13 protein-coding genes are annotated in these 12757 nt (G+C 38.8%); 6 read left to right on the plus strand and 7 right to left on the minus strand.

Features of this window, described 5'->3' with window-relative positions:
* Window positions 1-31: 31 nt before the first annotated feature.
* The 3 genes from AM305_RS02170 to yczE all read right to left on the minus strand — a co-directional run bounded on the left by AM305_RS02170 (window position 32) and on the right by yczE (window position 2252).
* Window positions 32-877: a co-chaperone YbbN gene (locus tag AM305_RS02170; RefSeq protein WP_005822734.1), complete on the minus strand. Its 846-nt coding sequence runs from the start codon at window positions 875-877 to the stop codon at window positions 32-34.
* Window positions 878-1060: 183 nt separating this feature from the next.
* A complete protein-coding gene (gene msrA, locus AM305_RS02175) occupies window positions 1061-1567 on the minus strand; it encodes a peptide-methionine (S)-S-oxide reductase MsrA (protein WP_005822736.1) in 507 nt (168 codons plus the stop codon).
* A gap of 25 nt (window positions 1568-1592) precedes the next feature.
* Window positions 1593-2252: a membrane protein YczE gene (gene yczE, locus AM305_RS02180; protein WP_035293701.1), complete on the minus strand. Its 660-nt coding sequence runs from the start codon at window positions 2250-2252 to the stop codon at window positions 1593-1595.
* A gap of 265 nt (window positions 2253-2517) precedes the next feature.
* On the opposite strand from yczE, the gene AM305_RS02185 reads away from it, so the two are divergent.
* The 6 genes from AM305_RS02185 (at window position 2518) to AM305_RS02210 (ending at window position 9011) form a co-directional block, all read left to right on the plus strand.
* Window positions 2518-3789 carry a NupC/NupG family nucleoside CNT transporter gene (locus AM305_RS02185; RefSeq protein ID WP_005822739.1) on the plus strand — a complete coding sequence of 424 codons (1272 nt, stop codon included), beginning with the start codon at window positions 2518-2520 and terminating at the stop codon, window positions 3787-3789.
* 103 nt (window positions 3790-3892) lie between these two features.
* Window positions 3893-4669, plus strand: a complete 777-nt coding sequence (gene deoC, locus AM305_RS02190) for a deoxyribose-phosphate aldolase (RefSeq protein WP_005822741.1) — start codon at window positions 3893-3895, stop codon at window positions 4667-4669.
* Between the two features lie 211 nt (window positions 4670-4880).
* Window positions 4881-5600 carry a purine-nucleoside phosphorylase gene (deoD, locus tag AM305_RS02195; protein ID WP_005822742.1) on the plus strand — a complete coding sequence of 240 codons (720 nt, stop codon included), beginning with the start codon at window positions 4881-4883 and terminating at the stop codon, window positions 5598-5600.
* Window positions 5601-5871: 271 nt separating this feature from the next.
* On the plus strand, window positions 5872-6813 hold the full coding sequence (gene argC, locus AM305_RS02200; RefSeq protein ID WP_005822743.1) for an N-acetyl-gamma-glutamyl-phosphate reductase: 942 nt from the start codon (window positions 5872-5874) through the stop codon (window positions 6811-6813).
* Between the two features lie 24 nt (window positions 6814-6837).
* Entirely contained in the window at window positions 6838-7695 is an 858-nt protein-coding gene (gene argB, locus AM305_RS02205) for an acetylglutamate kinase (protein WP_005822744.1), read from the plus strand.
* A 134-nt stretch (window positions 7696-7829) separates the two neighbouring features.
* Window positions 7830-9011, plus strand: coding sequence for an aspartate aminotransferase family protein (locus tag AM305_RS02210; protein ID WP_005822745.1), 1182 nt, complete (start codon window positions 7830-7832; stop codon window positions 9009-9011).
* 116 nt (window positions 9012-9127) lie between these two features.
* Here the strand turns inward: AM305_RS02210 and AM305_RS02215 are convergent, their stop codons facing one another.
* The 4 genes from AM305_RS02215 to AM305_RS02230 are packed head-to-tail and all read right to left on the minus strand — an operon-like array spanning window position 9128 to window position 12757.
* The gene (locus AM305_RS02215) at window positions 9128-9928 is read right to left on the minus strand and encodes a glycosyltransferase family 2 protein (RefSeq protein ID WP_005822746.1); all 801 of its coding nucleotides are present in this window, start codon (window positions 9926-9928) and stop codon (window positions 9128-9130) included.
* Entirely contained in the window at window positions 9928-10809 is an 882-nt protein-coding gene (locus AM305_RS02220; protein WP_005822748.1) for a glycosyltransferase family 2 protein, read from the minus strand. Before AM305_RS02220 ends, AM305_RS02215 begins: the two co-directional genes overlap by 1 nt.
* The gene (locus tag AM305_RS02225) at window positions 10809-11987 is read right to left on the minus strand and encodes a hypothetical protein (RefSeq protein ID WP_005822749.1); all 1179 of its coding nucleotides are present in this window, start codon (window positions 11985-11987) and stop codon (window positions 10809-10811) included. The genes AM305_RS02220 and AM305_RS02225 overlap by 1 nt, the downstream gene beginning before the upstream one ends.
* The gene (locus tag AM305_RS02230; protein ID WP_005822751.1) at window positions 11987-12757 is read right to left on the minus strand and encodes a glycosyltransferase family 25 protein; all 771 of its coding nucleotides are present in this window, start codon (window positions 12755-12757) and stop codon (window positions 11987-11989) included. The genes AM305_RS02225 and AM305_RS02230 overlap by 1 nt, the downstream gene beginning before the upstream one ends.

A 12757-nucleotide genomic window follows, 5' to 3' on the forward strand; every position in this document is an offset into this window, starting at 1 on the left:
CTTTTCTGACTATTTTAGCATGCCTGTGTGGCTAATAGAGTAAAGAGTAAAGTTGGCGTCTAAATTTAGGCACAATAGGATCATTACCAAGTGCAGCCAGAATGGCAAGAAATTGCGCTTTAAGTTCGCCGTTTGAAACATTAAGATCAGATTTAAGCCAGTCAAATAAGAGCGCTAATGCTTCTTCATTTTTATGTGCTTGATGAAGCTGATTTGCCAATTTCATTGCGATCTCAGGTGTTTTTTGCATAGCATAATCTTGCTGCAACTGTTGTAATTCAGGCGATTCAGAAGCTTGTTCCAACAGTTCGATTTGCGCTTGTAGCCCATTCCAACGGCTATCTCGATCTTGAATAGGGATCTGTTTTAGAATCTCTCTAGCTTCTGTTGTTTTTTTCATCACGATATAAGTTTCTGCGTATAACAACGCAAAATCACTATTTTTCTTATCAGATAGCTCCCAAGCATTTTTTAATAAAGGCAAAGCTTCTTCATAACGCTGATCTTGTAACAATTCAAGCGCTTGATTAAATTTAATATCTTCTTCTTTGGGTAAAATGTTTGCTAAACGAACACGTAATTCAGGTTCGCTTACTGCGCCTTGAATCATATCAATCGGCTGCCCATCAGCAAAAAGGTACATGGTTGGAATCGTTTGAATACGAAATTGTGTGGCGAGCTCTCGTTGCTCATCACAATTTACCGTTGCCAAAATAAATTGCCCTGAATGTTCATCTGCAAGTCGGCGCAACAAACCATCCATCTCCAGTGAAGCCATTTCACGTGGTGAAATAAAATTAAACACCATCGGTACTTGTGAAGCCGCAGCCCAAACTTCGCTAAAATTAGCTTCATTTACATTAACAATATATTCCATCTTGTTTTCTCAATTATTTAATCAAACCCCATATTACACAGCTCTCAGTAATACAATCAATATCTCAAATATTATTTACTGTTTTCTAAAGATATCATTATTCACTGGATTTTTTCTTTAATTTTCCTTTATTTATTATAGAAAGAACAAAATTATTTGGTGCAAATAAATTACCTTAATTTCTTATTGATTCTTCAAAATCTCATTCATCAATTGAATATCAATATGGCAATAACCATTTGGATTTTTATCTAAATAATCTTGATGATATTCTTCTGCCGGAAAGTAATGTTCCAACATCTCATTTTCAACTGCAAGAGGCTCAGTATACTGTTTTTGTAACTCTGCGAGAGCGTGATTGATGACGGGAATATCTTGCGGATCAACATAGTAAATCCCTGTGCGATATTGAATCCCTTTATCTTCCCCCTGTTGATTCACACTCACTGGATCGATGACTTTGAAATAATAATCCAATAATTTAGCTAAAGAAATTTTATTTGCATCGTAGGTAACTTTAACCACTTCAGCATGACCGCTACCGGCACAAACATCTTGATAGCTCGGATTATCGGTATTGCCATTGGCGTAGCCCGATTGAGCATCAATCACACCATTGATACGTTGCATAAAGGCTTCGGTTCCCCAAAAGCAGCCACCTGCTAAATAAATCTCATGGATATTTGACATAGTTTCCTCGTTGGTAAAAAATAAATTAAATTTGACCGCTTTCTGAAGCAGTAAAACGTTTTTCTAATAACATATAAGTGCCTTGAATAATCCAGCCTACGCTAACAGCAAAGAGTAGTGTACTCACGCCAAACGTACCGCCTAGAAATACACCAAAACCGCAGACACTCACTTCAATTGCTGTTCTTACTTTCCCTACGTTCCAGCCGTATCTTTGGCAAATCCCTACCATCAATCCATCACGAGGCCCCGCTCCTAATTTACAAGAAAGGTAAAATGCCGTACCCACCCCAAAAATGAAAATACCGAGAAGCATAAAACTGATCCGAGTAAATATGGCTTCTGGTGAAGAGAGAATACGGGTGGTGAGATCAGCAAAAAAAGCGATAATTAAGATATTGAGTATAGTGCCAAGCCCAAAACGCAATTTGAACGGAATCCAAAGTAAAAGGACAACAACGCTAATGAGCGCAATAGAAACACCTAATGAGATGCCGACTTGTAGTGCAATCCCTTGTGAAAGTACCGTCCAAGGTGCATTACCAAATTGTGCTAACACTAATAACCCTTCGCCAATCCCCATGCTTGCCATCGCAATAGAGATGATGGCGAGATTGAGCCATTTCACTTCCCATTGATGAGAGGCAGCCCAAGGCATGAGGGGAATTGGTGTTTTTTTCGACATAAGGTATTTGGCTATAATGGAAAATCATGCAAGCAATATAACATACTCTTTTTAAACTGTTATAACATTTTCATCTAAGTTATAGAAGGAGCATAAGTTGATAAAGTGAATTGGTGAAAACGAACAGAAAATTTTTGAGATATATCTCTCAAAATACATAAAAAGCACAAGATTTTTTTTGTAAAAATCTGTATAGTTACGGAACTTTTTTCTAGGCTCGTTTTTTGAGTAAAAAACGATTAACTTTTTCTTTTGAGGTTATTTTATGAGTACGTTAAACAGCCTATTAGGTATTATTGTGCTTTTAGCGATTGCCTTTGTGCTTTCAAATAATAAAAAAGCAATTAACTACCGTACCGTGTTTGGTGCATTGGGTTTACAAATCGGTTTAGGAGCATTGGTGCTTTATGTGCCAATCGGTCGCCAAGCTTTACAAGCGTTAGCAGATGGCGTGAACAATGTCATAGGTTATGGTTTTGAAGGGATTAAATTTGTATTCGGTGGCTTAGCCAGCGATAAAATTTTTGAAGTAATGGGCGGAGATGGTTTTATTTTCGCTGTACGTGTTCTTCCTTCTATTGTTTTCTTCTCTGCTCTTATTTCTCTTCTTTATTACATCGGCGTAATGCAAGTGTTAATTAAAATTATCGGCGGTGCATTACAAAAACTCCTTGGTACTTCAAAAGCAGAATCAATGTCTGCAGCAGCTAACATTTTCGTTGGTCAAACTGAAGCTCCTCTTATCGTTAAACCTTATATCGGCAAAATGACGCAATCTGAATTATTTGCAGTAATGTCAGGTGGTTTAGCCTCTATCGCAGGTTCTGTAATGGCGGGTTATGCAGGTATGGGCGTGCCATTAACTTACTTAATCGCAGCTTCATTTATGGCGGCTCCGGCAGGTTTATTATTTGCGAAAATCTTATTACCACAAACCGAGCAATTCAACGATGATATGACGAAAGTTGAATTAGAACAGCCGGCAAACATCTTAGACGCAGCGGCTGCTGGTGCAGGTTCTGGTATGCAACTTGCATTAAACGTAGGCGCAATGTTAATTGCATTCGTTGCGTTAATTGCATTATTAAACGGTATGCTTGGCGGTATCAGTGCTTGGGGTGCTTGGTTCGGTATGCCTGAATTATCATTAGGTATGGTTTTCGGTTGGGTATTTAGACCGCTTGCTTGGGTAATTGGTGTGCCTTGGGAAGAAGCACATATCGCAGGTCAAATGATCGGAACAAAATTAGCGATTAACGAATTTGTGGGATACTTAGAGTTCTCTAAATATCTAAGCCCTGAATCGGCAATCCAATTAACCGATAAAACCAAAGCGATTATTACCTTCGCACTTTGCGGCTTTGCAAACTTTAGTTCAATTGCAATTTTAATCGGTGGTTTAGGTGGTATGGCACCAAATCGCCGTGGCGATATTGCAAAATTAGGGATTAAAGCGGTTATCGCAGGTTCGCTTGCAAACTTAATGAGTGCGACCATTGCAGGTTTATTCATTGGTTTAGGCGGTTCGGTTCTTTAATCGAACTTAACAAGATAAAACACCACTGGTAACAGTGGTGTTGTTGTATCTGAGGCACGGAAACGTTTGCTTGATTGTGCCTGATTATAATAGGAGGCTCATCATGAGCTTAAAAGATTCAGCGAAAACAGCGTTGTCATTGATGGACTTAACCACCTTAAACGATAACGACACGGATGAAAAAGTGATTGCCCTTTGCCAACAAGCGAACACCACTTTTGGTATACCGGCAGCGGTTTGTGTTTATCCTCGCTTTGTACCGATTGCCCGTAAAGCATTAAAAGAAGCTGGGATTGCACAGGTAAAAATTGCCACGGTAACCAACTTCCCTCACGGGAATGATGATATTGATATTGCAGTGGCTGAAACGAAAGCCGCTGTTGCTTACGGGGCTGATGAAGTCGATGTGGTTTTCCCATATCGAGCATTGATGGCAGGGAATGAAGAGGTTGGCTTTGAGCTGGTTAAACAATGTAAAGCGGTTTGTTTTGCTCAAAATGTTGCATTAAAAGTGATTATTGAAAGCGGCGAATTAAAAACGGAAGCGCTAATTCGTAAAGCGAGCGAAATTTCAATTCAAGCTGGTGCTGATTTTATTAAAACCTCAACTGGTAAAGTGCTGGTAAACGCAACACTTGAATCGGCACGTATTATGTTAGAAACTATCCGTGATTTAAATGTCGCTGATAAAGTGGGCTTTAAAGCCGCCGGTGGTGTAAAAACCAGTGAAGAAGCAGAACAATATCTTGCCCTAGCGTCTGAAATTTTAGGAAAAGATTGGATTAACCCAGCGCATTTCCGTTTTGGTGCTTCAAGTTTATTGGCAAATCTTTTAGCGACGTTGAATGACCAACAGGCTAAAGTGGTTGCAGGGTATTAAGGTAAATTCCCCTCTCTCTGCCATAGACTTCTGAACGAAGCCTATGGCTGTCTCTCTCCCACAAGGGGAGAGAGTAAAATGCTATTACCAGAATAATGGTAGATTAAAACCCTCGCCCCTTGTGGGAGAGGGAAAGATTTTGCTTCGTTTAGAAGCAAAATCAGGGAGAGGGGGAAAATCTCATTTTATAAAACAAACAGAGGAACAAAAAATGACTCCACATATTAACGCACCGGCTGGTGCATTTGCAGATGTTGTAATTATGCCGGGCGATCCACTTCGTGCAAAATACATCGCAGAAACTTTCTTAGAAAATGCAGAACAAGTAACAAACGTTCGTAATATGTTCGGTTATACCGGTACTTACAAAGGTCGCCGTATTTCTGTGATGGGACACGGTATGGGTATCCCATCTTGCTCAATCTATGCAAAAGAGTTAATTACTGAATATGGCGTGAAAAAAATCATTCGTGTCGGTTCTTGCGGTGCGGTTCGTGAAGATGTGAAATTACGTGATGTAGTTATCGGCTTAGGTGCGTGTACAGATTCTAAAGTAAACCGTATGCGTTTTAAAGATCACGATTTTGCTGCAATCGCAGATTTTGATATGACCGCCGCAGCTGTTCAAGCAGCGAAAGAAAAAGGCGTGAATATCCGTGTGGGTAACTTATTCTCTGCTGATCTTTTCTATACTCCGGATCCATCTATGTTTGATGTAATGGAAAAATACGGCATTTTAGGTGTTGAAATGGAAGCTGCGGGTATCTATGGTGTTGCAGCAGAGTTTGGTGCAAAAGCATTAGCAATCTGTACTGTTTCAGACCATATTCGCACTCACGAACAAACAACAGCTGAAGAGCGTCAATTAACCTTCAATGATATGATTGAAGTGGCGTTAGAGTCGGTATTGATCGGCGATAAAGCTGAATAAGATACATAACCTAGCACGAGCCGTGCTAGGTTCATTAAACCCAGCCCCGCTGGGGCTGAAAGGAAGAGCCGCAGAGCGGCTCAGATTGGTAACCCTATACGGCTCGTATAGGGGGTGTCATCAGTCTATAATCCCTTAGCTTAGGCTAGGGGATTTTTTTCACTTGCATTGGAATTAAAATTCATAAAAAATGAATAATTATTCATTTTGCTTGAGTTTAAGAAAAAATAGGCATAAACTACGCTCGTATAAACAAACAAAAGGAAGAACAATGAGCAAATATAAAATTTTTGTCGATGGTGCAGTGGGAACAACAGGACTACGCATTTTTGATCGCTTAGCTGATGCTGAAGATATTGAACTTTTAACCTTACCTGAAGAGCAACGTAAAGACCTCAATGCTCGTGTTGCAAAAGTGGCAGAAGCGGATTTAACTTTTCTCTGCTTGCCGGACGAGGCGTCAAAAGAATTGGTCGCTCACGCCCCAAGCCACGCTAAAATTTGTGATACATCAACAGCTCATCGTGTTAATCCGGATTGGGTGTATGGCTTTGCGGAATTGAGCGGACAAGCAAAAAAAATCAAAAACGCTCATCGTGTTGCTGTTCCCGGTTGCCACGCAACGGGTTATATCGCATTGGTGCGACCATTGGTTGAGAAAGGGCTTCTACCGGCAGATTATCCACTCTCTTGTCACTCTTTAACGGGTTATTCCGGTGGTGGAAAATCAATGATTGCCGAATATGAAGATGAACAGCGTGCAGAAAAATATGCTGCACCACGTGTTTATGGCTTAGCCCTTAAACATAAACATTTACCTGAAATGCAAGCGCTCACTGGCACGCAACAGCCACCGATTTTTACGCCGGTCGTTGCCGATTATTATAGCGGTATGTTGGTTACGGTTCCGCTCCCGATGTCAGCGTTACAAGCGGTCAAATCCGGCGAAGAAATTGCAAATTGCTTTGCGGAGTATTATCAAGGCAGTAAACTCATTCACGTACATCCATTTGCGACATTACCTGAAGACGGTATGCTTGCCGCAAATCAACTAACGGGCAAAGATAATTTAGAAATCTTTGTTTATGGCAATGAAACCCAAGTTCTTTTAGCTGCACGTTTTGATAACTTGGGCAAGGGGGCCTCAGGTGCGGCGGTGCAATGTATGAATATTATGTTAGGGCGTGAAGAAACGGCAGGATTAGCCCTTTAATTTGAAATTTTATTCGAGGAAAATATGCAAACCAACGAAATCCATCAACTTGCAAATTTATTAGAAAAATCGACCGCTTATTTAAATCAATGGCAGGATAAAACGATTGTCGTGAAGTACGGCGGTAATGCGATGATTAACGAAGCTTTAAAAAAAGCCGTAATGCAAGATATTTTCTTACTTAACCAACTGGGAGTAAAAGTTGTACTGGTTCACGGTGGTGGACCTGAAATTTCTCAAGGGGTTAAACTGTTAGGGAAAGAGCCACAATTTATCAATGGGTTACGAGTTACCGATCAAGATACAATCAATGTCGTATTACAGATGCTAGCCGGAAAAGTGAATAAAAGCCTCGTTGCCTTATTAAGAGGGAAAGGGATTGGGCTTTGTGGCATTGATGGCAATATGTTGCTGTGTGAAAAGCTCCAAGATGAAGTTGATTATGGTTTTGTTGGCGAAATTACGCACGTAAATACTGATACATTGAAAATGGCATTGGAAAATGGCTTTATCCCCGTGGTTTCTACGGTAGGTGTCGATGAAAACGGAGTCGTTTATAACATCAATGCAGATACAGCCGCAAGCAAAATTGCTATTGCTTTAAAAGCAGAGAAATTGGTAAATATGACTGATATTGCCGGTTTATTGCGAGATCGCTACGATGAAGCAACTCTTATTCCTGAAGTGGAAGTAAGCGAGGTACAAGGTCTGATCGAACAAGGCATTATTGCAGGTGGAATGATCCCGAAAATTGCTTGCTGTACCGACTTCATCAATGCTGGTGGTATTGAAGCCAATATTATTGACGGACGTATCGAACACGCCATTCTTGTGGCATTATTTGGTGGTAAAAACGGCACAAGGTTTTATAAAAAAGAGTGATTATGGAACGGTTAGATAAAAGCAATTTCATCTAAACTTTTGCTTCATCCGTAAACGGAAAAAAACAAAACGAAAGAATACTTGTGTAACAAATAACAGAAAAAAGCCTTTAGACGCAATAAGGAAAAAAGAAAATGACAAATAACGACATCAAACAATTAGATCACGATTATATTGCCCAAACTTATGGGCGTTTTGATTTAGCTCTTTCACACGGTAAAGGTTGTGATGTATGGGATTTTGACGGAAAGCAATATCTCGATTTTACTAGCGGTATTGGGGTAAATAGCTTAGGTTGGGCAGATGAAGATTGGTTGTCGGCTGTTGTTAATCAAGCCGGTAAATTAGCGCATACTTCTAACCTCTTTTTTACTGAGCCTTCGGCACAGCTTGCTAAAACATTGGTCAATGCAAGCGGTTTAAAACGTGTATTTTTTGCTAATTCCGGGGCGGAAGCGAATGAAGGTGCAATCAAAACAGCTCGTAAATATAGTCATGATAAATATGGCAAAGGCAGAGCAACGGTTTTAAGTTTAGTCAATTCTTTTCACGGACGAACAATTTCAACCTTAGCGGCAACAGGGCAAGATGTTTTCCATCAACATTTCTTCCCATTCACACAAGGATTTGAGCATACACCGGCAAATGATATTCAAGCGCTTGAACAACGTTTAAAAGAAAATGATGTTTGTGCCATTATCTTAGAAGTGGTACAGGGAGAAGGTGGCGTTTGTGCGTTAGAGGCAGATTATATGCAAGCAGTGCAAAAACTATGCCAATCGCAAGATATCGTTTTTATTATTGATGAAGTTCAAACAGGGATTGGGCGTACCGGCACTTTATTTGCTTACCAACAATTTGGGTTGCAACCTGATATTATTACCTTAGCAAAAGGCTTAGGGGGCGGCTTGCCAATAGGGGCGTTTGTGTTAGGCGAAAAAGTGGCAAATACACTTGGAAAAAGCGACCACGGCTCAACCTTTGGCGCAAATCCGGTAAGCTGTGCGGCGGCAAATGCGGTGTTGGCTAAAATAGATAATCACTTTTTAGCAGAAGTGAGCCGTAAAGGCGAAAAGTTACGTCAAGCGTTGGTAGATTTACCTCATGTAAAATCGGTCTCGGGTCTAGGTTTGATGCTCGGCATTGAATTTGAAGAAAACATCAAAGCCGCAGATGTGGTGGCAAAATCAATTGAAAAAGGCGTTTTATTTTTAACCGCAAAAACAAAGTTGCGCTTATTACCACCGTTAATCATCAGCGATGCACAAATTGAGCAGGGTGTATCAGTGTTGAGAGCAGTGTTAAACGAGATGTAAGTTCTCAATTTAGCGGGCATAGTAGATATCAGCTTGATTCCTTGCTTTATAAATGCTTTAAGATAGTTTTTATCAATACTTTGTCTATTATGCCCTTTTAAATCAGTAACTTTACTTTATTTTCTTAACAATCCATAAACCGCTTTTAGCATACCTAATGGTAAAATTCTTGGGATAGCTCTCATTAAGAAGATTGCAAAGCCACTTAGCGGATCATGGATATGCAATTGATTTTTGAGTTTGTAAAGCTCCCACTCATATTTAAATTGTCCCATACCACGGCGGCGACCAACCATACCGTTTCCTACTCGTGCATACACAAGAATATCCGGTAAGTTAGCCACTTTTAGCCCTGTCGCCACCATTTTGATCCAGAGCGTATAGTCTTCTTGTAGCCCTTGATAACCACCACATTCTAATACTTTCGATTTTTGATAAGCTACGGTCATATGGTTAAATGGACAACGCAAGCGGGTAAATTTAATGATTTCTTTGCTATCGGTCGGTACATGGCGATAAGCTACAATATCTTGAATATGCTTACCAAATTCTGCAATTTGCCCGCTAAAAATAATGGTCTCAGGATTTTGTTCAATAAAAGCCACTTGTTTTTCAAAACGTTCCGGCACACAAATATCATCCGTATCCATTCTGAAAACCCACTCATGTGAGCAATAGTTTAATCCATCATTGAGTGTTTTTCCTAAACCTCGGTTTTGAGGAAAACGAACCGCTTTAATTGGTAATTGTGTTTCATATTCTTTCACAACTGCATCCAGTTCTGGAGTAATAGGTCCATCAAACAGCACAACAATTTCATCTGCTTGTACTGTTTGTGCTTTCAAGCTATCAAAACATTCACGTAAGAACTGAGGATTTTCTTTCGTATATAACGACATTAAGACCGAAAATTTCATTAAATAAACCTTTTCATATTGATTGCTAACTTAGGTGAAATAAATGTCACCAACGCAATAATCAGATGTTTGAAACTATGACTTAGTTTAAACATCTTGAAATAATAACTTGCCGCTTGGCGTGATAAATTCATCGCACACGGATAAGCCAACATATAAAGCGAATTAAGCGCAAAACACTTCTGCTGTTCTGGTGTTTTGACATATTTTTGCTGAATTTGCTCAATCGCTTTTTCTGTATTTGTTGTATTGGTTGAAACACTGGATCGTTTTGTATGGAATCCGCAAATACTGAGTGCTTGATCTACAAAAATCGCTTTCAATTCCGCATTTGAAACAACTTTCAACACAAATTCATAATCTTCCAACGATTTTAAATCTGTCGCTAATCCACCCAGCTGTTCAAAAAAAGCTTTTTTAATGCCAATCATCGGCATTCCGCCCACTTTATTCGCTAAGAGAATATTATCTAGTGTTAAGTATTCCGGTGTAATCGGCTTTGTGATATAGCTAAAACCTTCATTAACCATCTCGCATTTCGCCGGATGATAAATAAAATTGCCGTCTGGTTGTGCCGTAATGGCTTTCGCCAATAACTCACATTTGTTATCCGCAAAGCGATCATCGTCATCAAGAAAAAGTAACCATTCTCCCGAAGCATTTTCAGCCCCAACATTACGGCTTCCTGCTGCGCCTTTATTCTTTTCATTACGAATGACTTTTACCTCAAAATCATACGCTTGATCGACCTTGAGCGGTTGAGGCGAACAATCATCAACAATGATAACTTCAAAATTTTTAACCGTTTGCTTCGTTAAACTGTCCAATAATGCAGGAATTTCTGCATTACGATTATAAGAAGGCACAATAATACTAAACATTATTTTCTCTCAAAGATTTTTAATTTTCCGTTATTTCCAAATAAAGAAATAAACATTAAAAAGGTCGTCATTAGCCCGGGATAAGCATAAGTATCTGCTTTTATATTCAATACGCTCAATAAAAACAGTGTTGATAAAATATAAATCCAACTGCCATTAAACCAATTATCGGCTACACGTTTCACAAAATAAGCCGTAAATAAGAAACAAACAACAATATAGCCTACACCACCATATAATGCTTGACGAATAAAGCCTGAATCAGAGCCACCATAATAACTCCAACCATTTGGTTGATAATATAAGCCATCTCCCATCATTAACTGTTTTAATTCCGGCATAAATAAATGCTTATTTAATAGTGTGTCTGTTGAGGAGCTTAAATTATTACCATAAAATAAATTAATCAATGGTTCTAAGGCATGTTCAACATAAGGATGCGTTGGGTAAAAATAAGCTAGACCCAAACATAATAATCCAAATGCAACAAGTGCCGGAAGATAACGAATACGAAAATAAATAAAAATACTTACAGCAGAAAAAATTAAAAATGTACGCCCTGAAATTAATCCGATACACAGCAATAAAAAGAGATACACATTACCGAGTGGCTTAGCTTTTGCATGCACCGCTAAAATAAAATGTAACAACATTAAATAAAAAGCACTTAATGGGAAAAATGCCGATGAAGTTAAATTATAAAGGCGGTATTCTTGCTCCGAGCCAATAAAACGAGGCAAATGCCCCCCCATTACAGAGTTTGTGTTAATCGCTAAATCCACCACAAATGGCACACCAAGTAACGCTAAAATACCAACAACACCTTGAATGGAAATGCCAATATTCAAATCACGAAGAAGTTGTGGCTTATTTTCAGTATTTAAATAAAACACGTTGTAAATCACAATACCGAAGCAAAAGACGATAAAGGATTTTACATACATACTAATGACGCCTAATTCTCGAGTACCATTGATGAGAAGAGGAATAATCGATAAAACGATTAATGCAAGGCTAACAATTAAGCTATCGACCGGAATCACAAATTGCGTTTGTGTTTTGTTATACCACTTATAACCGAACCATAACATGGCAAGAACGCCGAATAGCAAGCTCATACGTATCACATGGAAAAACCAAGGATCGTATAAATAAAATAAATTGACTAAAGCAGACATTATAAATTTCTCTTAATTGCAAGAAGCTTTTTCAATGGAAATTTCAATAATTTTTTCAACATATTATTATTGAGCGAACCACGTAATGTTTCTAAATTACTCACTAATGTTGGATTTTCAATTGCCATTAATGGACGTACCACCAAAATATCCATATCAAATTTTTCGCCAAACCAAATAAAATCATCAGCCAACCAAAAAGGTAATGCTTTTTGTTGTTCCATTAAGAAACGGCGTGCTGCTGATTTTTTAATTAAATAAGCCACTGTGCCGGCAAAATAATTCTTATAAGGATAGGCGTAACAATAGTCTGTTTGCCCAATCTTTTTCTGCATCCATTTAAAGGTTGTTGGGTAATTGATACTTAACTCGACATCATCAAAAGTGGGGATTTTAGATTGCCCGACTAATACAATATCTGCTGTCAGTTTTTCATTTAATAAAGCGGTCAAATTTTCATTAAAATTTGCCGAAAAGAGAACATCATCCTCACAAACCAAAGCATAATCCTCTTCTGCAATGCTTTCATCATCAACAATCCATTGGTAAACCTTTAAATGGCTCATGGTACAACCAATTTCACCTTTGGTCACGGCGCGGTGGTAATGTTGCTCAAATTGAGTAACATCAAACATTTTTGCCAATTCTTCTGATGATAAACTCATAGTATTGATTGCACTGAAGATTTGGAAATCTTGCGTATCGGGTTGAGAGAAAAAGAGCTCACGTCTTTGTACATCTTTTTCTAAAGAAATTAAATATTTTTTCAT

The sequence above is a fragment of the Actinobacillus minor NM305 genome (genome assembly GCF_000175195.1).
GTDB lineage: Bacteria > Pseudomonadota > Gammaproteobacteria > Enterobacterales > Pasteurellaceae > Haemophilus_A > Haemophilus_A minor.

Bases quoted from the DNA above. Each gene is read 5' to 3' on its own strand.
- AM305_RS02225 (WP_005822749.1), bottom strand. From the start codon at position 11,987: ATGTCTGCTTTAGTCAATTTATTTTATTTATACGATCCTTGGTTTTTC.
- AM305_RS02185 (WP_005822739.1), top strand. From the start codon at position 2,518: ATGAGTACGTTAAACAGCCTATTAGGTATTATTGTGCTTTTAGCGATT.
- AM305_RS02215 (WP_005822746.1), bottom strand. From the start codon at position 9,928: ATGAAATTTTCGGTCTTAATGTCGTTATATACGAAAGAAAATCCTCAG.
- AM305_RS02230 (WP_005822751.1), bottom strand. From the start codon at position 12,757: ATGAAAAAATATTTAATTTCTTTAGAAAAAGATGTACAAAGACGTGAG.
- AM305_RS02220 (WP_005822748.1), bottom strand. From the start codon at position 10,809: ATGTTTAGTATTATTGTGCCTTCTTATAATCGTAATGCAGAAATTCCT.
- argB (WP_005822744.1), top strand. From the start codon at position 6,838: ATGCAAACCAACGAAATCCATCAACTTGCAAATTTATTAGAAAAATCG.
- deoC (WP_005822741.1), top strand. From the start codon at position 3,893: ATGAGCTTAAAAGATTCAGCGAAAACAGCGTTGTCATTGATGGACTTA.
- msrA (WP_005822736.1), bottom strand. From the start codon at position 1,567: ATGTCAAATATCCATGAGATTTATTTAGCAGGTGGCTGCTTTTGGGGA.
- argC (WP_005822743.1), top strand. From the start codon at position 5,872: ATGAGCAAATATAAAATTTTTGTCGATGGTGCAGTGGGAACAACAGGA.
- AM305_RS02170 (WP_005822734.1), bottom strand. From the start codon at position 877: ATGGAATATATTGTTAATGTAAATGAAGCTAATTTTAGCGAAGTTTGG.
- deoD (WP_005822742.1), top strand. From the start codon at position 4,881: ATGACTCCACATATTAACGCACCGGCTGGTGCATTTGCAGATGTTGTA.
- AM305_RS02210 (WP_005822745.1), top strand. From the start codon at position 7,830: ATGACAAATAACGACATCAAACAATTAGATCACGATTATATTGCCCAA.
- yczE (WP_035293701.1), bottom strand. From the start codon at position 2,252: ATGTCGAAAAAAACACCAATTCCCCTCATGCCTTGGGCTGCCTCTCAT.